Origin of the sequence: Cellulophaga sp. RHA19, assembly GCF_002813425.1 — a bacterium.
In the GTDB taxonomy this organism is placed as follows: Bacteria; Bacteroidota; Bacteroidia; order Flavobacteriales; family Flavobacteriaceae; genus Cellulophaga.
The window spans coordinates 1,640,238-1,665,942 of the sequence record NZ_PHUL01000001.1 but is presented as its reverse complement, the minus strand read 5'-3'; the positions used below and the strand labels follow the sequence as shown (position 1 = coordinate 1,665,942).

Annotated in this window: 14 protein-coding genes; 5 read left to right on the top strand and 9 right to left on the bottom strand. The window is 31.3% G+C overall.

What is annotated here, in order from left to right; all coding sequences use genetic code 11:
* Positions 1-466: 466 nt before the first annotated feature.
* The 6 genes from AX016_RS07390 to AX016_RS07365 all read right to left on the bottom strand — a co-directional run bounded on the left by AX016_RS07390 (position 467) and on the right by AX016_RS07365 (position 15,307).
* On the bottom strand, positions 467-1,843 hold the full coding sequence (locus AX016_RS07390; protein ID WP_100895006.1) for a RagB/SusD family nutrient uptake outer membrane protein: 1,377 nt from the start codon (positions 1,841-1,843) through the stop codon (positions 467-469).
* Between the two features lie 5 nt (positions 1,844-1,848).
* Positions 1,849-4,905 (bottom strand): SusC/RagA family TonB-linked outer membrane protein, encoded by a 3,057-nt coding sequence (locus tag AX016_RS07385; protein WP_100895005.1) that lies wholly within the window; start codon positions 4,903-4,905, stop codon positions 1,849-1,851.
* A 671-nt stretch (positions 4,906-5,576) separates the two neighbouring features.
* A complete protein-coding gene (locus tag AX016_RS07380; RefSeq protein WP_100895004.1) occupies positions 5,577-7,094 on the bottom strand; it encodes a RagB/SusD family nutrient uptake outer membrane protein in 1,518 nt (505 codons plus the stop codon).
* 4 nt (positions 7,095-7,098) lie between these two features.
* Positions 7,099-10,362 carry a SusC/RagA family TonB-linked outer membrane protein gene (locus AX016_RS07375; protein WP_100895003.1) on the bottom strand — a complete coding sequence of 1,088 codons (3,264 nt, stop codon included), beginning with the start codon at positions 10,360-10,362 and terminating at the stop codon, positions 7,099-7,101.
* A 394-nt stretch (positions 10,363-10,756) separates the two neighbouring features.
* Positions 10,757-12,175 (bottom strand): RagB/SusD family nutrient uptake outer membrane protein, encoded by a 1,419-nt coding sequence (locus AX016_RS07370; protein WP_100895002.1) that lies wholly within the window; start codon positions 12,173-12,175, stop codon positions 10,757-10,759.
* A gap of 12 nt (positions 12,176-12,187) precedes the next feature.
* Entirely contained in the window at positions 12,188-15,307 is a 3,120-nt protein-coding gene (locus tag AX016_RS07365; RefSeq protein ID WP_100895001.1) for a SusC/RagA family TonB-linked outer membrane protein, read from the bottom strand.
* A gap of 436 nt (positions 15,308-15,743) precedes the next feature.
* On the opposite strand from AX016_RS07365, the gene AX016_RS07360 reads away from it, so the two are divergent.
* Together AX016_RS07360 and AX016_RS07355 are read left to right on the top strand one after the other, a co-directional pair.
* Complete coding sequence (locus AX016_RS07360) at positions 15,744-16,340, top strand: ribonuclease HII (RefSeq protein ID WP_100895000.1); 597 nt, start codon at positions 15,744-15,746, stop codon at positions 16,338-16,340.
* 39 nt (positions 16,341-16,379) lie between these two features.
* The gene (locus tag AX016_RS07355; RefSeq protein ID WP_100894999.1) at positions 16,380-18,809 is read left to right on the top strand and encodes a ribonuclease HII; all 2,430 of its coding nucleotides are present in this window, start codon (positions 16,380-16,382) and stop codon (positions 18,807-18,809) included.
* A 5-nt stretch (positions 18,810-18,814) separates the two neighbouring features.
* Here the strand turns inward: AX016_RS07355 and lipB are convergent, their stop codons facing one another.
* Both lipB and AX016_RS07345 read right to left on the bottom strand, forming a co-directional pair.
* Positions 18,815-19,519, bottom strand: a complete 705-nt coding sequence (gene lipB / locus AX016_RS07350; RefSeq protein ID WP_100894998.1) for a lipoyl(octanoyl) transferase LipB — start codon at positions 19,517-19,519, stop codon at positions 18,815-18,817.
* A 15-nt stretch (positions 19,520-19,534) separates the two neighbouring features.
* Positions 19,535-19,693, bottom strand: coding sequence for a YqaE/Pmp3 family membrane protein (locus AX016_RS07345; protein WP_013620258.1), 159 nt, complete (start codon positions 19,691-19,693; stop codon positions 19,535-19,537).
* 271 nt (positions 19,694-19,964) lie between these two features.
* On the opposite strand from AX016_RS07345, the gene lysS reads away from it, so the two are divergent.
* Entirely contained in the window at positions 19,965-21,656 is a 1,692-nt protein-coding gene (gene lysS / locus AX016_RS07340) for a lysine--tRNA ligase (protein WP_100894997.1), read from the top strand.
* Between the two features lie 120 nt (positions 21,657-21,776).
* On the opposite strand, the gene yiaA is transcribed toward lysS, so the two are convergent.
* Positions 21,777-22,256 carry an inner membrane protein YiaA gene (gene yiaA, locus AX016_RS07335; RefSeq protein ID WP_100894996.1) on the bottom strand — a complete coding sequence of 160 codons (480 nt, stop codon included), beginning with the start codon at positions 22,254-22,256 and terminating at the stop codon, positions 21,777-21,779.
* Between the two features lie 149 nt (positions 22,257-22,405).
* On the opposite strand from yiaA, the gene AX016_RS07330 reads away from it, so the two are divergent.
* Positions 22,406-23,914: a hypothetical protein gene (locus tag AX016_RS07330; RefSeq protein ID WP_100894995.1), complete on the top strand. Its 1,509-nt coding sequence runs from the start codon at positions 22,406-22,408 to the stop codon at positions 23,912-23,914.
* A gap of 91 nt (positions 23,915-24,005) precedes the next feature.
* Positions 24,006-25,436, top strand: a complete 1,431-nt coding sequence (locus AX016_RS07325; protein WP_100894994.1) for an SLC13 family permease — start codon at positions 24,006-24,008, stop codon at positions 25,434-25,436.
* Positions 25,437-25,705: the final 269 nt, after the last annotated feature.

Below are 25,705 nucleotides of genomic sequence, written 5' to 3'. Positions count from 1 at the left end.
AATTAATCTTTTAAATTGAAAAACAAATAATGAATGCTAGCTAAAAATTATTTAATAAAAAATATAGATACTTAGTAAATTCATTGTCTTACAAAGAAATAGTACTACCCAAAAAATCTTTTTAAATAAGAAAAACAGTAACTTAAAAAGTATCTATGCCGAATTTTGTCGTACAAAAACTTTGTTAATTACAATAAAGCTTAAAAAAAGTTGCTTTTTATTGAATAATCAAAACAAAAAGAGTTTATTTCTTGTTAAATCAATAATGATATGCAGTTTAATGTAAATAAAATTAAAATAAGAAGTAAGAAGAACCAACGTTAATTTAACACGTACACTTGTATTTTATTTAGTTAATTGAGTAAAAAAACAAGCAATAAGAAGATGTAAATTTTAAGCATAAAAAAACCGCCAAGAGCAATTGCTCTTGGCGGTTAAAATATAGTTTTTTAAATAAGTTTTCTTTTTAAAAACCTTTATTCTGTGAAACATTAGAGTTAACATCTGCCTCACTATTTGGAATAGGAAATGCTAAATTAAATGACCCGTAAGGAACACCTTTATGTGTTTGTTGTAATGGATCTAACAACGGAATACCTTGCCCTATTCTTACTAAATCATGAAAACGAGCACCTTCAAAAGCTAATTCTTTTCTTCTCTCAAGTAATATATTATCAAGAGTCGCTTCAGTATAAAGACTAGCATTTCTTTGAGCAGGTATCATATTTAAATATTGTAATGAGACCGCAGGATCTACTGTTAACATAGCTTCTGCATATGTCAAAATTACTTCCTCATATCTAATAATACTAATATTATCATCAAATGTACTAGAAGGGTATTTTCCAATATTTCTGGTGAAACCTTTTCCATCAACTTCAATAAAATCTTCACCAATTCTAATATCATCATCATCAAAAATAGTTAAGAAATTATCTAATACTACAACATCACCATAAGATGTATCTAAAAATATATTAGCTAATCCATTTATACCTCTATTATCTGTTGGAGACATAGCTATTTCAAAAATAGAGTTAACAGCATTATCTTCAGAAAAAGTTGATGCAAATTCTGTTTCACTAGCCACAGAAAATTTTTCTGAGTCTATAACTGACTTCGCTGCTGTAGCAGCTGTAGTCATATCACCAAAATAAAGAGCTATTCTTGCTTTAATTGCATTTGCAGCACTTGTTGTAATGAATTCTTTAGAACCATCTAAACTGGTAGACATCATTGCCAAAGCTGCATCAATATCAGCTAAAGCTAAATTCTTAACTTCTTCAACAGTATTTCTAGCAGGGAAAAAGTTTTCTTCGTCTCTAAATGTAGTTACATAAGGAACTCCCCCTGGTGAAGTACCACCTGTTACGTGTTGCTGACCAAATAATCTAACCAAATCGAAATGCGCCATAGCCCTAAGAACTAAAGCTTCACCTTTCATTTGATTAATAAAAGCTGCATCACCTTCTATGTTTTCTGCATTAATAATAATATTTGCAGAACCTATAACAGAATAAATACGTGACCAAGTATCAGTAGGATATGCATCTGAAGGTAAAATTTCTAACTGTCCAGCGGTAACAAATCTATTAGAATTAGCATTAGAAAATGCATTATCACTCCTTACCTCATTGAAGACTATATAATCTCTACCGTAGTAAGTTTCAATAGACAACCTGTTATAAGCACCTGCCAATATACCCTCTAAATCTTCTTCCGTGTTTATACTTAAATTAAAGTCTTTTTCTTGAGCAACTGTAGGATCTAGTTGATCCTCAGAACAAGAAGTATTTCCTATTAGCAAGGCAAACACCATTGCTGTATATAATATTTTTTTCATTCTAATTAAAATTTAACGTTAACACCAAAAACAACAGATTTTACTGGAGGAGTTACCAATCCTGTGTAACCAGCTGCTCCTACTTCTGGATCCAATTTTAATCCATCATCCTTAACCCATGTGTAAAGGTTGGTACCTTTAACTGTAAATGAAATTGCATCTAGACCAATATCCTCTGTAAACTTAGCTGGTAAGTTATAACCAAAGGTTAAATCTTTTAATCTAATGTAATCTCCATCATATAAGTGTCTAGAAGAAGTAGCATGGAAATTGTCTGCTCCATTATAAACCAATTTAGGGACATCTGTTACATCACCTGGTTGTTGCCATCTTTCTAAAAGTTCTTCTACACCGTTGTAAGAACCTAAAGTAAAGCTATTAGTTCTAAAATAGTGTTGTGCATATTGCTCATATACTTTATGTCCACCTGCATAGTATAAACTAGCATCCATAAAAATACCTTTATACTCTATATGAGTTGAGAAACCTCCAGAGAAAGTTGGTAATGCACTAGCTTCATCTTGGTTTACTCTTGCTGCTGAAGCATAGTTAGATGTAACTTCACCATCTACTCCATTTACATACCAAGTAGGTTCTCCTGTTTCCGTATCTACACCCGCCCAGGTACGCATAAACCAAGCTCCAATAGGCAAGCCTACTTCTGTAGTTTTATATGTACTAGTAGCACTTGGATTAATCTCTTCTCCTGTAGAATCTAAAGCTAATTTAGTAACCTCGTTGTCTACAGTAGCAAAGTTTCCAGAAATACTCCAATTAAAATCTTCACTTCTAAAGATATCGTAATTAAGTTGAGCCTCTATACCTTTATTTACCACTTCTCCTATATTGGTATTCTGAGAAGCAAAACCAGTAGTAGGTGACAAAGGGACATCTTGTAATAGATCATATGTTCTTTTATTAAAATAAGCAAAACTACCAGATAATCTATTGTCAAATACTCCAAAATCAAAACCAGCGTCTACTGTTTCTCCATTTTCCCATGATAAAAACTCATTTCCTAATTGACTAGGATAAACAGCACCATTGCCTGCATAATCTGCATCATAAGCCAAAAATGCTTGGTAAGTATTTGTAGCAATACCTGAGTTACCTGTTATACCCCATGAACCTCTTAAACGTAATTCATTAAAAACAGATCCTTCTAAGAAATCTTCTCTATGAACATTCCAACCCAGACCAACTGATCCAAAATTACCATATCTATGACCATTTGCAAATCTTGAAGAACCTTCTCTTCTGAAAGTTGCATCTAAGATATACCTACCATCAAAGTTATAATTTAACATTCCTAAATAAGAAATATTAGTCCAGTCTGTAAAAGATGAAGAAGCATCGAAATTAGATCCTGCACTTGCAATATTTGTTAAACCATCAGTAGAAAAGTTTTCACCGTAAGCATATAAATATGTATAATTATTTTTTTGATATTCAAATAAAGCTGTAACATCAAAATTATGTTTAGAACCTAATTTAAACTGATAGTTTAATGAATTTTGAGAAACCCAGTTGTAGTTTTTCTCATCTGAAGCAGTACTACTACCATTAACATCACCATCAGAATCTCCATGATATCTATTATTATAAGCTTTGTACTCCGACAAAGAAAAATCTAAACCTATACGAGAAGAAAAAGTTAAATTTTCAATTAACTCCCAATCTAATTTAGTGTTAGTAGTTGCTCTAGTATACTTATTGTAAACTTCATCATTCTCATTAGTATATAATGTATTAAATACAGAAGTTCCTAAGTTATTTATATTATAAGTTCCATCTGCATTGTATGGGTTAGCAAAAGGAGTCATATAATACCTAGTTAAATGTGGGTTATTAAAGAAAGCCCCATTCTCTAATACTGGATTTTGTCTAGAGTTAGATACATTTATAGAATTATCTAACTTAACATTATCTCTAAGCCAAGTTTGAAAACTTAACTTACCAGATATTCTTCTGAAAGAATCACCAATAACCGTAGGTTCAGTTTCATTAAATCCAAGAGATGCATAATAATTTGTTTTTTCAGTACCGCCTGATGCTGAAAAATTATAATCTTGGATTAATGCATCTTTATTTTCCATTAGTCCAGGCCAGTCATATTCACTACCATCCCAATTAGCTATATTTCCTAAATTATTAGCTACTGCAAAATCTCTAGCTTCATCTCTTTCAAAATCAAAACCTTCTCCATAAGCATTAAAAGTTGCTTCATCAATTAATGTAGCTCTTTGTGATGCTGTTAAAGGGCTTCTTTTATTATAAGCATTGTTTTGAAAACCTAAAACTGATGAAAAGTTAAATACTGCTTTTCCTGATTTACCTCTTTTTGTTGTAATTACAATTACACCATTAGAACCTCTAGCTCCGTAAGCTGCAGTTGCTGATGCATCTTTTAAAACAGTCATAGATTCTATATCCTTACTATTTAGAGATACAAGTGAACTAAGAGAAGTTCTGTTAGCACTACCTGAGAAATTCTCACTTACTACAGGAACTCCGTCAATAACATATAATGGTGAGTTACTTGCATTAATAGAACCTACACCACGAATTCTAATATCTTGCTGTGCTCCTGGAGTACCAGAAGTAGTAGATATTTGTAAACCAGCCACTTTACCTTGTAAAGCTTGATCCACAGATAGAACAGGAACATCTTTAATGTCTTCTGAACTAACTTGTACAGAAGAACCGGTTACCTCATCTACAGATTTAGTACTGTAACCTAATACAATAACCTCCTCAAGGGCCTCAGCGTCCTCTGCCAATTGAACATTTACTGTGCTAGAAGAACCAACTTTTCTATCAGCTGTTTTTTGTCCAACATAACTGTAACGCAGTACTTGCCCTACACTTGCTTTGATAGTATAATTACCATCAAAATCTGTTTGAGTTCCTGTTGTTGTACCTACAACTAAAACAGAAACACCTGGCAATGGCAAACCATCTTGGTCTGTAACATTACCGGTAATTGTTTTCTCTTGTCCGTAAGAGAAACTCATAAGTAACACCAACAAGGGTGTTAAAATCCAAGCTACTTTTGTTCTCATTTATTATTAATTTTTGAGTTAGTACCCAACAAAACTCTTAATAAATAGTTAAGATTCCAAAAAATTAGTGTTAACGAAAACAGTAAATGTTAAAAAAAATGTTAATTTTAAAATATTACTATTAATTAATAATATTACGTGTTAATATTTATTTTTTTAACTATTTAACAGATTAAAATGCAAAAAAAACACGCTTATTGAAGATTTTTAACAAGTGAAAAACAAGCAATTATTAATGTTTGTGTATTTAAATATTTTGAAATGTTATTTTATATATTAACGTTTGATATCAAATAATAATCAGTTAAATCAATTTAAGAGAACGTTAAAAAAAACTAGTCAATGCCTTTTACCTAAAGAAGTATATATTTTTATAGATAAAAGATATAAAATGAGTGTTTTTTACATAGGATTTATCAAAAATTAACACTTCACTAATAATATTATCTGTAATAACAAATCTCATCTTTCTACATACATTGATTAATAAATTGTTAAACTTTAAAAACACTTGAAACAATAACTTTATTTCTAAATAAAATGAATTGCTATTACCCTGTCTATTTAAAATACTATAGTAATAAAAATAGACAATAAATTATTAAAAAAATTTTAACCGCCAAGAGCAATTGCTCTTGGCGGTTAAAATTTTTTTAATAATATAAAAACTATTAATTTTGAGTATTAATATTTGGATTAAATAAAATTTCCTCTTGTGGAATTTCATAAGTTAAACGCTCATCATCATGATTAAAAGAATCTCCTGATAAATCTAACCAGTTAGATCCTCTTGTTCTTGTTTCACGTCTTCTTTTCATAATAAAATAAGATTGCCCTTCTGCAAATAATTCCAAACGTGCTTGTAAAGCTGCCTCTTCTGCTAATGCAGCACCAGATAAACCATCAATATAAGAACTATCATCTAATCTTAAATCTAGTAATGCTTTTAAGCTAGTTCTAGCCGCTGCATCGTTACCATTTTCTGCTGCAGCCTCTGCGTGTAATAAATACATTTCTGCTATTCTCATATAATGAGAATCTGAATCTATATTAGATTGTGGACCAGAGAAAGCTGCAAAACCATTAAGCTCTGCTCCTTTATAATAAAACTTACCTGAAGGCTGTAAACTTCCAGAAAATTGATTTAATCTTATATCATCATCTCTAAAATTAGCATGTAAATCTGCATCCATTCCTTTAGAATTACCTACAGCTGCATAGCTATAGCTATACACATCCATAAAGCCCCACCATGAAAATAAAGATGCTAAACCTTGACCTGTTGGTGTAATATCAATACCCCACATAACACCTGGGATAGAGTTAATATCATTAAAACCTCCAACAGCACCGCTTTCATCTGGCAATAAAGCTACTTCATCTGCAGTCATTATTGGGTAATTACCAGAGTTAACTACTAACTCTGCATAATCTTCAGCCATTGGCCAATTATTTAATGCTCCATATGTTTTAGCTAATAACCCTCTTACTATATCTTGGTTAATTTCAATTTTATCTTCTCTAACAAAACCTTCTAATAATGTTTCAGCATCTGTTAAATCTTTTATAACTAAATCAAAAACTTCTTGTAAAGTAGATTTAGGCTGATCTATGTCTTCTGCACTAGTATAAATAGGAAGCGCTTCTTGAGACAAGTTTGAAATATCATTTACAAAAACATGTGCTAAAAAGAAATATGCATAACCCCTTAAAGCTTTTGCTTGACCAACAGTGTACCTAAGATTTTCTGTTTCTGGAACAACATCATTACCACCAGCACCATCTATAACCAGGTTTGAAAGATTTACAACTCTAAAAAGAAACCTCCAAGGTCTATAATTGTAATCAGAATCTGGATCTACAGTAGCTGTTAATTCTGAAATTTGTGTTTGACGATTGTAACTCTTACCTAAATGAGCCATATCTGTAGATAACATATCTAACTGTATGTACTGTGTGGTAATACCAAAATCTTCTTGGCTGGTTGTTCCTCCACTACCTCTACGGTATAAGTTTTCATAAATACCCAATAATGTAGCCTTAGAAACATCTGGATTAATTTTTGAAGCTTCACTCACTTGCTCTTGAGACAACGTTTCTGTTGGAAACACTTCTAAAAAGTCTTCACTACACGAGCTCATAAACAACAAAGCTCCTGCTGCGTATATTATTTTATTTAAAGTTTTCATAGTTTTATAATTTTAAATTAACACCTAAAACAACAGTTGATAATGGATTGTAACGGTAAATTGAAGATCCACCAGTTATAGATGTAGATGGGTTAAAACCTTGTCTTTTAGAGAAAAATGCAAGATTATCTCCTGTTATGTAAAAATCTAAGTTTTTAAGTCCAATTTGCTTACTAATGTCACTTGGTAATGTATACCCTAGTCTAACATTGTTTAATGCTAAATAATCAGATTTAACTAAAAATCTAGTAGATGTAGCACTTTGCTGTATTTGAAATCTAGCATCTTGCCTTGGAATATCTGTAACATCACCAGGTTGCATCCAACGATCTCTAATGTCTACGTGAAAATTATTTGTACCTGCATAATCGTTATCCATTAAGTTGGCATAAGCAGTATCATAAGCATATCCACCTAAAGAGTAATTAAACAAAGTACTTAATGTAAAGTTACCATATCTAGCATTTAATCTAAAAGAACCTGTTACATCTGGTATAGCAGTTTTATTGATAAATTTATCCGCAGCTTCAGAATATACCTCAGTAATATCTTGAACTACATTAGCATCAGGATTATCATTAGTATAAGATGTTAAATTTGTTATGATCTCGTCACCTGTTCCAAAAACACCATCACCATCTAAATCATTAAAGCTACGCTCCCATTGTGCTGCACCTGTATCTACATTAACACCTGCATACACTGGCATATAGTAATCATATAAAGAACGACCAACTGTACGACCGTAATTTCCACTTATATCAAGCTTTTGTTGTTCACCTGTTGATGGATCTATTGGCATTGCTTTTAATTCATTTTTAAAAGTAGAACCGTTAATACCTAATGACAGGCTAAATTTATCATTTTGAACCAATTTAAAATCTAAATCAAATTCTACACCTGAATTAACCATCTCACCATCATTAACAGAAATTAAAGCATAGCCTACAGAAGGACCAACTCTTCTATCAAAAAACATATCTGTAGTAGATTTACTATATGCTTCTACAGAACCATCTACAAAACCACCAAGCTCAAACTCTACACCAACATTAAACTGATTAGAACTTTCCCAAGTAAGGTCTGGATTTCCTTTAGTAGCAAAAGCTAATGATATGTTATCATTTAAATTATTTACAGAATATAAGTTGTACCCTGGATAATAGTTGTTAGCGGTACCTGTTAATACACCAGAATTACCTAGAACACCATAGCTACCCTTTACTTTTAAGAAATCTACAAAGTTTGAGCCAGACATAAAATCTTCTTGAGATAACACCCATGCTGCACCAACAGAATAAAAATTACCCCATTTTTCATTCAAAAATCTTGAAGAGGCATCTCTGTTAAATGTAGCGTTTAAAAAATACTTACTAGAAAAATCTAAAGTAGCGTTTGCTATATAACTTTCTGTTGTTTCATCTCTAGTAAAACCATCACTAGGTGCATTTACAACACCGTTAGAAATATCTGTTCCAAAAGGTGTTACTAACTTAGAACGCTCTGCTTCTAAATAGTTAAACTTATAAGATGTAGCTACGTGAGATACGAAAGCAGATAAATTTGTTGCTCCAAAAGATTTATTATATCTAAGACCTGTTCTTAATGAATAGTTTTTAACTTCAGATCTAGATCTGTTAATTACCCCACCTTGACCTTTAGCAGGACTATAAAAAGGCTCGTTTAAATCTATATCATCACTCATAAAGTATTGATATGAAAAGTTGTTATCTAAAGTTAAACCTTCTACCAATGTAATTTTTAAGTCATTTGTAAAGTTTACCGAGTTGTCTTTAGATCTACTAATGTTAATTTGAGAATCTGCAACACCATTTGTAGCAAAACCAAAACCACGACCATCTTCTAAACCATAGTCATAAAGAGAACCACCATATATAGGATCGTCAATTTTATTTCCATTAGCATCTCTAGTGAATAATGGGTAAATTGATGGAATGTTGTCTATCCACCAAAACTGTGAAGAAGAAGAACTTCCTGTACCATTGTTATTAGTCTCACTCTGCGCATAGTTTAAAGATGTATTCATTTTTATGAAATCTTTATACTTATTTGTTGCTGAGATACGAGCATTTAATCTTTGATAATCTGTATTACTTGCATAACCTTGATCATCTATGAAACCTACTGAAGTATACACTGAAGAGTTTTCTCCTGTGTTAGCTAAAGAAACATTTCCTTCAATTCTATTTGCACTTTGAAAAGCAAAATCTTCCCAATCTTCTGGCGAATACCTTCTAGTTACACCTGGTCTAACCATACCTGTTGCAGGGTCTATTAATTCTGACACTCCAATAGCTCCACTATCACTAGTGTTCCACATATTGTATACTGGAGAAATATCTGAAACATCTGCATTTGCACCTTCAAATAAGTTTGCATTAGCATAATCTACTGCTGCTACTTGATCTCCATTATTTTCCAATAAACCTCTTTGGTAAGTACCTTCCCAAGCAATACCAATATACTCTTCTGGAGAATCAATAGTCTCGTATCTACCAATACCTTGAAAATTGGCACCAGTTTTAATAGATACACTTATTTCGTTACCAGTATCAGAACCTCTTTTTGTTGTAATAACAATTACACCATTAGCACCTCTTGCTCCGTACAAAGATGTTGCAGATGCATCTTTAAGAACAGTTACAGATTTAATATCATTTGGATTGATATCATTTAAACTACCTCTAAATGGCGCATCATCTACGATGTATAACGGAGCTTGACTACCATTTACAGAACCAAAACCTCTAATCCTTACTGTAGAAGTACTACCTGGTTGACCACTGGTATTAAAAACAGAAACACCTGCTGCCTCACCTGCTAATGCTTGAGATACGTTTGTGAAAGACTTTTGAGAAATGTTTTCTCCTGCCACTACTTTTGCAGAACCAGCAAAAGATGTTTTAGAAACATTACCAAATCCAGTAACAATTACCTCGTCCAATGCCTCAGCATCCTGCTCCATTTGAATGTTAATTGTGCTACTTGATCCAACTTTTCTATCAGTTGCTTTTTGACCAATATAAGTGTAACGCAAAGTTTGCCCTACTTTTGCTTTAATAGTATAATTACCATCAAAGTCTGATTGGGTCCCTGTTGTTGTTCCAACAACTAAAACAGAAACTCCTGGTAATGGAAGACCATCTTGATCTGTAACATTACCTGTAATTGTTTTCTCTTGTCCGTAAGAGAAACTCATTAATAACACCAACAAGGGTGTTAAAATCCAAGTTACTTTTGCTCTCATTTATTTTCAATTTTTGAGTTAGTTCAACAAAAATCTTAAAATTAAGTTAAAGAAACAAACAATAATTGTTAATTAAATTAACAATTAAAAACCAAAAAGTGTACATCATAAGTAAATACCTACCTAATTGTTAACTTTACAAAAACAACTGTTCATTAATTTTGAGTGTCAATTGTTAAGAAAAGTATTACTTAGAAACAACTGATAAAGTATAGAGAATTATATAAGGTTGAAAACATAAAATCAATAACAAAAAGAGTTATTATGAATATAAAGCAACCTCTAGAATTAGTATTTAAGTAATTTGATACTCTTAATTGTTAATTTTATAAAACGAAAAAACCGCTATGAGCAATTGCTCATAGCGGTTAAATAAAAAATATTTATTCTATGATTATCTACCTGAATTCACAGAATCATCTATGTTTTCATTAGCATCTATTTCTACTTGTGGAATCTTTAAATAAAATCTTTTATCGTTAGGTTCCAAGGTTTTTACAATTCTATGGTTTGGAGTTCTAACAATTCCTCTTTGCAGTCTCTTTGCATCAAACCATTCAACACCTATTTCACCGTACAATTCTTTTCTTCTTTCTAAAAGAATTTCTTCCTCTAAAGCAGAACCAGTATTAGTAGACTTAACAGCCAACGGATCTCTATCACTTTGTAATTCATACATCAAATCTCTTGCTCCAATTTCATCTCCTTGCCTAAATTTAGCTTCAGCCTCAATCAAAATCATCTCTGCCGTTCTCATAATAACTATATCACTAGAGAAAGCAAAAATAAACTTAGTACTAGTAACTTTAGTGTAATTAGGAGCTGTACCAACAACAAAAGTGTTACGTGCATCTGTAGCTGTAAATTCATTTGAAAAGAATTCATTAATATACATATTATTATATGCATCATTAACATTATCTATAAATGCAGATGGTGCATTATAATAATAATTAGTTTGATCACCCGTCTGAGGCAATCCCCATATCCATTCTTTATTGTTGATGTCATCAAAACCATTACCATAACTTTTAGAATCTAACACAGAAGCTACATCACCACCATAAGCAGCATTTGCAGCATCTTCAGCACCTTTCCAGTTCCCCATAGTTAAGTAAACTCTTGCTAGTATACCATTAGCTACATCTACATTCATGTAAGACTTTCCTAACCTATCTTTTGGCAAAGTGGAAACAGCCGTAGTCAAATCATCAACTATAAAGTCATAAAGTTCACCCAATGTACCCATTGGCTTACCCTCTAATGAAAGTTCTGTATAAATTGGAGGTGCAGGCAAATCTCTATTCGAAGCAGTATATCCTTCTTGAAACTCCAAAGCTAACTGAAAGTAATAAAAACCTCTTAACGCTTTTGCTTGACCAATTAACTCTGTTTTATCTATTTCAGACAAAGCAGAAGCCTCAACTCCATTTATACATGAATTAAGTTGATTAATCATGTAATAAGGAAACTCCCAACTAAATACAGTTCTAGTATACGTTGGCTCCCTATTGTCATTATCGTAATCAAAACTAAACCAAGAACGCGCATGAATTAAATCATTTCCTTTTACAGTTCGTGCAAAATACATTGAATTTAAACCTCCTGAATCTGTTCTGGTAAATTGACCTCTTGCTCTTCTATTTATTCCTGACAAAAAGGCTTCAACACCTTCTCTTGTTCCAAAAATAACGCTTTCCGCAACAACTTCTGTTGGTTCTGGATCACTTAAATAATCCTCTGAACAACCAACAAATATGAAAGAAGTTATTATCATTAAGGATAAAAATCCTGTTTTTATATAATTTTTCATTTATAATAAATATTAAAATTGAACATTAAGACCTAAACTAATCGTTTTTAACAAAGAAGATCTACTATCTGTAGTACCTGCCAAACTTTGTTCTGGATCTATACCTTTATGACTTTGCCATGTAAATAAGTTATCACCTCTTAAATAGATTCTAACATTATCCAATGTCATTCTGTTTGTTATATCTTTTGGTAAAGTATACCCTAAAGTAATAGCTCTTAATCTAAGGTAATCGTTATCAAATAAGAATCTTGTTGACGTACCATTAAAATCATTTTGAGAGTTTAATAAAAGTGGTACATCAGTAATGTCTCCTGGTTGAGTCCATCTGTTAGCAACATCTGGAGAAGCATTGTAACCTGGTCTAGAAAAACCATCCATTAAACCTGCATAAGAACTATCATATACTTGAGATCCAAAACTAAAGTTAAACAACATATTAAAGTCAAAACCACCAACCTTAAGATCTGTTGTCAAACCACCTGTAACATCTGGTAAAGATGAACCTTTGTAATATCTAGTTGCTTCCGAATAATCCTTTGTAGTTTCTCTCTCTCCTGTTGGGTTACCATCTACATCCAATACGTCTTTATACCACATACCATAACCGTCTGCAGAATCTACTCCTGCCCAGTCTTGAATAAAGAAATCATATAAAGATTTTCCTTCTTTCCATTTCTTTGTTCCATTAATGAATTCATCTTGAGTTAACTCTGTAATCTCATTCTTGTTAATTGCAGCATTAACCCCAACAGACCAAGTAACATTATTAGTTTGTATAACTCTTCCTGCTAAAGAAAACTCATAACCAGAGTTTTTTATAGAACCAACATTTGTTGTAATACCATCATTACCTGTAGAAATTGGTAATGGCTGAGTATAAATTAAATCTATTGACTCTTTACTGTAGTACTCAACACTACCATCCAATCTATCATTAAGCAAAGAAAAATCTAAACCAACATTAAAAATTGCTTGATTTTCCCAAGTTAATTGAGGGTCAGTTACATTGCCTAATATAACACCCGTATTACCTAACTCATTAAATCCTGTCTCAAATCCCTGTACATAAGGAAAGTATGATGTAGTACCTTGGTTCCCTAATTCTCCATAAGAAGACCTTAACTTTAATAAGTTTATAGTATTATTGCCTGCTAAAAAGTTCTCATCAGATATAACCCATGAACCACCAATAGAGAAAAAGTTACCCCATCTCGTGTCCGCAGAAAACCTTGAAGAACCATCTCTACGGTAAGACCCTTCAATAAAATATCTATCCTTGTAGCTATAAGCCAAACGACCTAAGTAAGAAGTTAACCTATTTTCATTTATAAACCCTCTAACACTTTCAGGAAGCGTACTACCATTTAAAACTTTTACGCCTGGTAAAAAACCTGTTGCTTGCGCACCTAACGCATCTACCTTAAGCTTATAAGCTTCAAAAATTGCGGTTGCTTGAATATTATGATCTCCAAAATTTTTATCGTAATTAAGAGAATTTGTAAAGTTAAAAGTTGTAGTAATATCCCTATCTTGGTCTACACGACCACCAACACCTGAAGCTGCACCAACATTATATGCACTATATGAATTACTATCATATAGGTAATTTTCATAAGATAAGTTTGTCTTAAAAGATAAGTTGTCAGACAACTTAATTTTAGCAAAACCATTTATTATAGCACTTGTTCTTTTATTTACATCATCATTGTTATATAATGTACCCACCGCATTTTCATTAGCCAATAAAGGTCTACTACCGTTTACTGTCTGCCCAGTTGTAGAACCGTAATCATAAATAGGGTTGCCAAAGTTATCTAAAACTAAACCTCCATTGTTACCTCTTCTGTACAATGGATAAATTGAAGACATACTATATATCCATTGGTAAGTACTAGCAAAAGTACTACCCGACTGGGTTGGAAATTGTTGCTTAGATGTAGATAATGAAGTATTTAAACCAACAGTTAACCAATCTTTAACATTAGACTCTAAATTTAAACGCGTAGTAAATCTTTCAAAATCAGATTCTCTAACTGCCCCTTCTTGATTTAAGTAATTAGCAGATAAAAAATATCTTGATGACTCTCCACCTCCAGAAATACTTACTGTATACTCATTACGCTGAGCAGCACTTCTTAACATTGCATCTTCCCAGTCAGTTTCCCAAAGAGAATTAGCTCCGGCAACTAGGTTTCCATTCTGATCTACAGGTTGCGCGACATTATAAGGGTTATAACCCAAATTTAAAATTAAATCTCTAGATGCATTTGCACCAGCATCTGCAGCAGATTGACCTGCCACATATATATTTTTATTTCTTTCTGCTTCCCATGAATACCTCATCATGTCATCATTACCAATACGGTCATGTAAAGCTACAGCTGGAGTTGAAAAACCAGAAACAGCAGATACAGTAATTTTAGCTTCTGAATTATAACTACCTTTTTTTGTAGTTATTAAAACAACACCATTAGCCGCCCTAGAACCGTATAATGCAGTAGAAGATGCATCTTTAAGAATGTTCATAGATTCTATCTGATCACCACTAATACTATTAATATTTCCGTTAAAAGGAACACCGTCCAATATAATTAGTGGATCAGCACTAGCGTTAATGGAACCTACACCACGAATTCTAATTGTTGGGTTAGATCCTGGCTGACCACCTGATGTAATTACGTTTACACCTGCAACAGTACCTTGTATAGCACTAGTTACAGTAGTTAATTGCTGGTTTCCTATTTCCTCAACTCCTAAAGAAGTTACAGAACCAACTATAGACTTCTTTTTTTGAGAACCGTATGCAACTACTACAACTTCATCCAAAGCTTCTGCATCTTCTTCCATCTGAAGACTAATAGTACTTGAAGCACCTACTTTTCGCTCCGTTGTTTTTTGACCAACGTAGCTGTAACGCAATACCTGCCCTACTTTTGCTTTAATAGTATAGTTACCATCAAAGTCTGTTTGAGTACCTGTCGTTGTACCCACAACTAAAACAGTTACCCCTGGCAATGTTAGACCTTCATGATCTGTAACAATACCTGTAATTGTCTTTTCTTGTCCATAAGAAAAGCTCATCAATAACACCAACAAGGGTGTTAAAATCCACGTTACTTTCGTTCTCATTTATTATTATTTTTTGAGTTAGTACCCAACAAAACTCTTAATTAATGGTTAAGATTCCAAGAAATTACCGTTAACGGAGCCTACTTATGTTAAAAAAAAGATTAAAAATGAATAATAATTAAAAAAATGATAAATAAATAAACAAAAATTTAATTTTAATATCAAATAACAGCTGATTCATAAGAAAAAAATAAAATTTATTCCATAAAAAATGAAGACAAAATCTTACAAAAAGAACAAAAAAAAATACAAAAAATAACATATGTTTACTTATTGCGTATTTAAAATACTTTATAAGTTAACATAGTATATATTTTAAATAACTTTCAAATGTTAAAGATATATTTTACCTCAATTAAAACAACTCTATAATTAAGTATTTAAAACCTAGCTTTGAAAAATTCTTAATTTTACCTTTTCAATATTTAGATCTTTTATGCTAAAAGCTTATTACAAATTAATAAATGAAGCCGGTACCGATGAAGCTGGCCGTGGATGCTTAGCCGGCCCTGTTACTGCTGCTGCAATTATTTTACCTGAAGGTTTTAAAAATGATATATTAAACGACTCTAAACTCCTTTCTGAAAAAAAAAGAGAACTTTTAAAGCCTATTATAGAAGAACAAGGTATTTGCTTTGGTGTTGCTCATATTCATCCTAAAAAAATTGATGAAATAAATATTTTAAATGCATCTATACTTGCTATGCACAAAAGCATTGGCAAACTAAGCACTAAACCTGAGTTTATAATTGTAGATGGCAACCGCTTTAAGCAGTATAAAAAAATTGAACACGAATGCATTGTTAAAGGCGACTCTAAATATATGAGTATTGCTGCTGCTTCTGTTTTAGCAAAAACATATAGAGATGCATATATGGAAAAAATACACAAAGAGTTTCCTATGTATAACTGGAAAAAAAATAAAGGATACCCAACTAAAGAACATAGAGAAGCTATTAGAGAATTTGGAATCACCAAATACCACAGAAAAAGCTTTAAGCAATTACCTGAGCAATTAAAATTTCCGCTGTAATTAAATTAATTTAACTTTGTTATTATAAGTTGTATTTGTATGAAATTAAAGATTGCTATTCTATTATTAAGTATCTGTTGTATTGGGTGCACCAATAAACAACCAGCTAAAACCACTATTTTAGACTACTTACCTACTAAAACTATTACGGTTTTAAAAATTAACGACTACAACAGTTTAACTAGCAACATTAAAAACAATGAACTTTTAAGTTTCTTCACCAAATCCAACCAATTAAAAAGTTTTAAAAGAGCTACTAACGTCTTAAACCATATAAAACCAAATACAAAAGGGCTTTTAGCGTTTATAACAAATGACAGTACAACTACAGACTTTTATTTTGTTACTAAAGATTCTATAAACTTAGTCCGTTTAGATAGCATCTCTACAAGCACCAACATTTCTGTAGATAACAAAACATATAAAGAGTATAAATTAGATAGCATACCTTATTATAGTGTTAAGGATAATAAATTTACTATTTTCTCTTCAGATAAAAATCTAATAGAAAACACCTTAAAAAAAGGTAATACCAACAAAAATAAAGATGTTCGTAAGCTGTACCAAGCTTCCAATAATAACAAAACTGCCACCTTATTTTTACAACAAAAAAATAGTCCTTTTCTAAAAAACACAATACAAACTGATAGCTTAAAAGAAAGAAAAAACACTACTTGGGTATCTTTAGATATTAACACTAAACAAGACCAGTTAAATTTAGCAGGTGTTACAATGTCTAATGATTCAATTTTAAATTTTTTAAGCCTATTTAAAAATACAACTGCTGTTGCCAACAGAGCACAAGAATACGCTCCGCAGCAAACAGAGGCTATTACATCTTATACTTTTACAAACTATAACATATTTACTAAAAACAGAAAAAACTACCTAAGCAAAGACATTAAAATAGATTCTGTTTTTAATACAGTAGAAGAAATAGCCATTATTACCATAAAATCTAAAAAAGCTATTTTATTACAAACTTTTGGTGCTGATAATATTGATGAATACCTAGTTACTTATAAAAAAGCTAGCAACAAAGACAATCCTATAATTACATTAAATAACAACACTGTTTTAACAGATATTTTTAATCCTTTAATACAGGAGTTTAGCGCCAATTACTACACAATTTTAGGTAATGCTTTTATTTTTACTGAAGAAATTGAGACCCTACAAGACATTATTAGTAATTACAAAGCAGGCACTACGTTTAACAAAACGCCTCTTTACACATCTGCCACAGAAACTATGGCAAAACAATCTTCAATTTTAGAAATTGGCAATTCTAAAAAGCTTGAGGAAGCTATTATTTCAAAATTTTCAAAAGGCAATAACAAGCCTAATTTAGACAATTACTTTTATGCTCGTCAGTTGGTTGCAGACGCTAACTTTTACCACACCAACATAACTATTCAAAAAATAAATAAAGCAACTAAGGCTAATACTACTGTTCCTATTTTTACAGTACAGTTAGATAATGATTTAGCAACAGAACCACAATTTGTTAAAAACCACAGAACTAATAAAAAAGAAATTATAGTACAGGATATAGAAAATAATTTATATCTAATTTCTACAGACGGAAAAGTATTGTGGAAAAAACAATTGGAAGGTAAAATACAAGGAAAAATAGCACAAGTAGACCTATACAAAAATGGACGTTTACAATTTGCATTTACGACAAGTAATCAGTTTTTAATTTTAGATAGAAATGGAGAAACGGTAGAGCCATTTTCTATAACTTATGATGGTGGAAATTTAAATGCCCTTGCAGTATTTGATTATGAAAACAACAAAAATTACAGATTTATTGTAACCCAAGGCAAAAAAGTATTTATGTACAATGCCAAAGCAGAAATTGTAACAGGTTTTAAATACACAGAAGCAAGTAGTTCTATTATAAAAAAGCCAAACCACTTTGTTGTTGGCAATAAAGATTACCTCGTATTTATGCTTGAAGATGGTTCTCTTAAAATTTTAAACCGAGTTGGTGAAGTCCGAGTTAAAACAACCAATAAAATTGCATTTTCTAACAACGATGTAGTTTTATTTAAAAACAAATTTACAGTTACAGATACTACTGCTGTTTTACACCAAATAGCAACTAACGGCAAAACTTCTGCTTCTAAATTTAATCTAATTAAAGAACACGGCTTAGATGCTACCACAAATACATTGGTACTAATGGACCAAAATACAATTACTATAAAAGGTAAGAAAGTAACCCTAGACCTAGGTATGTACAGTAAACCAAAAATATTTTACATTAACAATAAAATATACGTTAGCGTTACAGATTTACAGAACCAGAAAATATATTTGTTCGACAGCAATGCAGCAACTATACAGAACTTTCCGGTTTATGGGAGTTCATTAATTGACTTAGCCGATATAGACAATGATAAAAAGCTAGAACTGGTTGCTAAAGACTTAGACAACTCTTTAATTGTGTATAAAATAAATTAAGTTGTTTACTTTGCAATCATTTCTGCCTCAAACAATGCTGTAAAATGCTTTAGTAATTTACTTTTTACTTCTGCTTCGTCAATTGTAGTTTTACCTAGCTCTACATTTAAAGATGTTACTGCTTTGTCTTTTATTCCACACGGAATCATAAGATCAAAATACCCTAAATCTGCATTTACATTTAAAGCAAAACCGTGCATTGTTACCCATCTACTAGCGCGCACACCCATTGCACAAATTTTACGCGCAAAAGGCGTTCCTACATCTAACCAAACTCCTGTTTCTCCGTTAGAGCGCTCTGCTTTTAGTCCATACTCCGCTAAGGTTAAAATTACCATTTCTTCTAGTAGGCGTAAATACTTATGTATATCTGTAAAAAAGTTATCCAAATCTAAAATTGGGTAACCAACTATTTGTCCAGGACCGTGATACGTAATATCTCCTCCCCTATTTATTTTATAAAAAGTAGCGTTTTTTTTAGCTAGTTGCTCTTCATCTATTAGCAAATTAGCCATATCCCCACTTTTTCCTAAGGTATACACATGCGGATGCTCTACAAACAAAAAGTGATTAGGTGTTTTTAAACCTGCATCTTCTCGCCTGTTTTTAATCTTTATATCTAAAGTTTCTTTAAAAAGATCTTCTTGGTAGTCCCAAGTTTCTTTATAATCCTTTTGTCCTAAATCTTGTAGAAATACTTCTTTATTCATTCTACAAAGATACAATTATCTGTCCGGATTATTCAAGATTATAAGTGCTGCAATTGTGCCAGGAACCCAACCACATAACCACAGTAAAAATACAATAACTATAGATCCGCATCCTTTACCAATTACAGACAAAGGCGGACATAAAATAGCCAATAAAACTCTCCAAAAACTCATTTATTATTATTTTGATTGATGTATTTATAAGACGCACCAAAACACTATTTGTTACTGTTTTTCTTCAATTTTATTATAAAACACTATTTAAGGTTTGTTTTTAGGTTGATAACCTAATGCTCATCAACCGAAAACAACACATTTATTACTAATGATTTACAATATACTAACATCAAAATGTAAAAAATTAAAAACCTTTGTATGCTAATACACTTTCTACTTTGATAGATTACTAGTTTGTAACTATATTTGCAGCCTTAATTATAGATATATGCAGCTTTCGGAACAAGAAATCATCAGAAGGGAAAAATTAGGCAAGCTTAGAGAAATGGGCATTAACCCATATCCTGCAGACTTATACCCAGTAAACACTACCTCTAAACAAGTTAAAGAGAATTTTGAAGAGGGTAAACAGGTGGTAATTTCTGGTAGATTAATGTCTCGTAGAATTCAAGGAAAAGCTTCTTTTGCGGAGCTACAAGATGGCGAAGGCAGAATACAAGTATATTTTAACAGAGATGAAATTTGTTCTGGTGATGATAAAACTTTGTATAATGATGTATACAAAAAATTACTAGACATTGGCGATATTATTGGTATTGAAGGCGATTTGTTTACAACACAAGTTGGTGAAAAAACAGTAATGGTTAAAAAATTTACATTACTTAGTAAATCTTTACGACCGTTACCTTTACCAAAGGTAGATTCTGAAGGCAAAGTTTTTGATGAGTTTAACGACCCAGAATTGCGTTACCGTCGTAGATATGCAGATTTAGTTGTAAACCCACACGTTAAAGAGGTTTTTGTTAAACGTACTAAGTTGTTTAACGCAATGCGTAGCTTTTTTAATGAGTCTGGTTATTTTGAAGTTGAAACTCCTATTTTACAACCTATTCCTGGTGGTGCTGCGGCAAGACCATTTATTACACATCACAACAGTTTAGATATTCCGTTGTATATGAGAATTGCTAACGAGCTTTATTTAAAGCGTTTAATTGTTGGTGGTTTTGATGGTGTTTATGAGTTTTCTAAAAACTTTAGAAACGAAGGAATGGACAAAACACATAACCCAGAGTTTACCGCTATGGAAATTTATGTGTCTTACAAGGATTATAATTGGATGATGGATTTTTGCGAGAAATTGCTAGAACATTGTGCAATTGCTGTTAACGGTACAAGCGAAGCTACATTTGGCGAGCATAAAATTAATTTTAAAGCTCCTTATGCACGTGTAACAATGGCAGACTCTATTAAGCATTTTACTGGTTTTGATATTACTGGTAAAACTGAAACCGAAATTTTTGAAGCCGCTAAAGGTATGGGAATAGAGGTTGATGCTACAATGGGTAAAGGAAAACTTATTGATGAAATTTTTGGTGAAAAATGTGAAGGCAACTACATACAACCTACATTTATTACTGACTATCCTAAAGAAATGAGTCCGTTATGTAAAGAGCATAGAGATAACCCAGAACTTACAGAGCGTTTTGAGCTTATGGTTTGTGGTAAAGAAATTGCAAATGCTTATTCTGAACTTAACGACCCAATAGATCAAAGAGAGCGTTTTGAGCACCAATTAAAACTTGCTGCAAAAGGTGATGATGAAGCTACTGAGTTTATTGATGAGGACTTTTTACGTGCATTAGAATACGGTATGCCTCCTACATCTGGTATGGGAATAGGAATGGATAGGTTAATTATGTTTTTAACCAACAACCAATCTATACAAGAGGTATTGTTTTTTCCTCAAATGAAACCAGAGCGCAAAGCTGTTGCTTTAAGTGATGAAGGAAAAGCGATTTTAGCTATTCTTAAAAAAGCCGAAAAATTACCGTTAGAAGAATTAAAGTCTACTTCTGGTTTAAGTAATAAAAAATGGGATAAAACTATTAAAGAATTAAACAAAAATGGTGTTGCTAAAGTCAACAAAACAGATGATGGTTTATTTGTAGAAATAGCTTAAAATCCATTTACCTATAAATTTAAAACAGCGTTACTTTTACAGTAACGCTGTTTTTGGTTAAATAATAACCGTCATCAAAACAAATAACCTTGTTTGTTTTAATTTTTAAGTATTATTTAATTAGTCTTCATTTTTATCATTACGGTTTATATACTGCACATCTCTTGTATTTTTTTGCACTGCAATGGCAGAAAATAAACTTAATAAAAAAGACATTCCGTAAAATCCTTTTTCGCTTAATTGCAAATCTGCATTCCATAAACCTACAACTAATAATACTATAGACGCTACAGCTGCAAACCAACTAATTCCATAATAAATATCTGTTACTGGTACGTCTTCTAACTTGTCCCTCACTGCTTTTTGCACAGATATAACAGAGAATAATCCAAAAAGTAAAATTGTAAAGTAGTATCCTTTTTCATTTAAAAGCATATCTGCGTTCCATAAACCTATACAAAAGGCAACCATACCAACAAGTAAAGATGTCCAAGCGGCTCCTATAAAAGCAGAGGTTGGTTTTTGGTCATACACTTTTTTATCTTTTTTCTTTTTTGATTTTAATTCTTTTTCTACTGAAACATTTGTTTGATAATCCATAATTTTTGTGTTTTGATTACGGTACAAATATGTGACGGTTTAAAACCTACAACAACACAACTTACATAAAAAACTGACGATATATTTTATATTAAAACAATTAAATAGACTATATTTATTAAGATATATACATTTTTAATGACGATTAAATGACAGATTTAAATTTAATAATAACTACATTAACTGCAGAAGAGCAACAACAATTTGTACTTTATTTGAAAAAAAAGAACAAACGTAGCGACATTAAAAACATTCAGTTATTTAAGCTTCTTCAGCAAAACAACTTATCCTCCACAGAAATTTGCTTGCAGTTATACCAAACAAATAAAAAAAATGCCTATCACGCTTTAAGAAAACGCTTATACAACTCTTTAATAGATTTTATAGCTAATATTAATTTAGAAGAAGAAAACTCTGTTGATATGCAAATTATTAAATACATATTGGCGTCTAGGTCTTTTTTACATAACAAGCAATACAAGCTTGCCTATAAAATATTGCACAAAGCAGAGGTTTTAGCAGAGACTCATTATTTGTTTGCAATTTTAAACGAAATATATCATACTAAAATCCAATATGCTTATGCAGTACCAGATCTAAATATTGATAGCTTAATCATTAAATTTAAAATCAACCAAAAAAACCTATTGCTAGAGGACCAATTAAATATAGTGTATGCTAAAATGCGGCAAACATTAAACAACATTACTTATAAAGGAGATGTTATAGATATTGAAACCTTATTAAAAAACACACTGCAAGATCACCAAATAACTATAACTGAGTCTTTATCTTTTAAATCTTTATACCAATTAATAACCTTAGTTAGCATACCTGCTTTTGTAACTAATGATTATTTAAAAACAGAACCCTTTATAATAAAAACCTACGCTATTTTAAAAACACATAAAAGCGCCAGCAAACAACTGTATTACCATATAGAAGTATTGTTTTTAATTGCTAATACCTTGTTTAGAAACAAAAAGTTTAACGAATCATTACACTATTTAAAGCAGATGGAAACACAAATGTTAGCCAATAAAAAAAAATATTACAATGCTTTTAAATTAAAGTATCAATTTTTACTTGCCCTAAATACCAATTATACCAACCAACAAAATAAAGCCATTAGCATTTTAGAGCAGCATATAAATAGCAAACACAGTGATTTAGACTCATTGCTTAAAATTCATTTAGGGTTAAGTACATTTTACATACAAGCAGAAAAACTTAAAGAGGCTCAACAAATTTTTTCTAAATTTTACCATACAGATAATTATTACGAGAGTAAGGCTGGTAAAGACTGGGTTATTAAAAAAAATTTAATAGAAATTATTTTACACATAGAGCTTAATAACATTAACCTAGTAGAATCTAGACTGCTTAGCTTTAAAAGAAATTACTTTAAATATTTAAAACAAATAAATCAGCACCGAGCAATTACATATTTATCTTTTATAGAACTGTATTATAAAGACCCATCACAATTATTAACAGATAAGTTTAAAGAAAAAGTGCAAAGTTCTTTTGAGTGGGTAGGAAAAGAAAAAGAAGACATTTTTGTAATGAGTTTTTACGCTTGGCTAAAGAGTAAAATGGAAAAAAAACCGCTGTACCAAACAACTTTAGAAATGGTGCAATTAGCTAAAGAAAATTAATTTTATATTGATAATGTATCAGCTAGTACTAACTTTTCTTTCAGGTTTGTTCTCAAACTCTATATTTGTATACTTATAAGTATGGTAAACTATGGCAATTAGCAAAAAAATAGGACTTATAGCAGGTCCTTTGGTATTTATCTGTATTCTTTTTTTTCCAATAACAATACTATCTACAAAAGCAGATGCTGTATTAGCCGTTGCTGCCTGGATGGTTATTTGGTGGATTGCAGAAGCGACATCTATTTCTGTAACTGCACTATTACCTTTAATTTTATTTCCTATACTTAATATAATGCCATTAAACACAGTAGGTGCTAACTATGGCAATAAAATTATTTTTTTATTCTTTGGTGGTTTTATTTTAGCGCTTGCGTTAGAAAAAGTAAACCTTCACAAACGTATTGCTTTAAATATTATTAAAATTACAGGTACAACACCTAATAAAGTTGTTTTAGGTTTTATGATTGCTACTGCTACACTAAGTATGTGGATTAGCAATACAGCTAGTACAGTTGTAATGCTCCCCATAGCAGTATCTGTTATAAAATTACTTGTTAATGATGAAGATGGTTTTACAAAAAGTGATAAAAACTTTGCCCTAAGTGTAATGCTTGGCATTGCTTTTTCTGCCAATGCCGGTGGTATTGCAACCATTATTGGCACACCTCCAAATTCGGTTTTAATAGGATTGTTAGAAGAACAATATAATATAGAAATATCATTTTTAAAATGGATGATTATTGGCTTGCCATTTTCAATTGTACTGCTAACTGTAATTTACTTTGTCCTTGTAAAATGGATGTTCCCTAACAAACAACTAGAGTTTTCTGCATCTAAAGACGTTATCAATTCAGAATTAGAAAAACTTGGATCTATTAGTAAAAGAGAAAAAATGGTTCTTACAATATTTGGAATCACCGTTTTTCTATGGATTTTTAGAACATTAATAAACTCCATTTTCCCCAATTTAGGATTGTCTGATACTGGAATTAGTATGATAGCTGCCGTATCTTTATTTGCAGTACCCTATAATTTAAAAAAAGGAGATTTTATTTTAAATTGGAAAGACACAGAAAAACTTGCTTGGGGAATTTTAGTATTATTTGGTGGAGGCTTAGCTCTTGCAAATGGTATGGCTACCACAGGTATTGTAACCACAGTAACAGAGGCTATATCTAGTAGTAATATAAATATCTTTTTTACTGTATCGCTTTTAATATTATTAATGTTATTTATGACAGAGCTTATGAGCAACGTAGCTTTAATAACAGTTTTAGCACCAATTGTTGCTGGTATTGCAATTGGGTTAAACATTCCAATGCTACACATACTTATACCTGTTACAATGGCCAGTAGCTGTGCTTTTATGTTACCAATGGCTACACCACCAAATGCTATAGTTTTTGCTAGCGGTTATATTAAAGTTAAACAAATGGCAAGAGTAGGTATTATTTTAAATTTAATTGCTGTAGGCTTATTAATTTTACTTTATCAATTTATACTACCAATACTTTTTTAAAAATAGAATAGCCTCTGCAAAGCAAAGGCTATTCAATCGACTAATTCAATCCTACAAAGAGATATTGTAATTCCTATTTGTTGTTGATTGTTATATAAATAGACGAAAAAAATCTTCAAAAGTTACAATAAATGTAAGATTTTAACATAATAATCATTAAATCGTAATTTAATTAACAAATGTTAAGTTGTGTTAATTTATTGCATAAACACTTGATTATCATAGACTTAAAATCAAGACAAGTTTACTCTACCTATTATATTGTTATG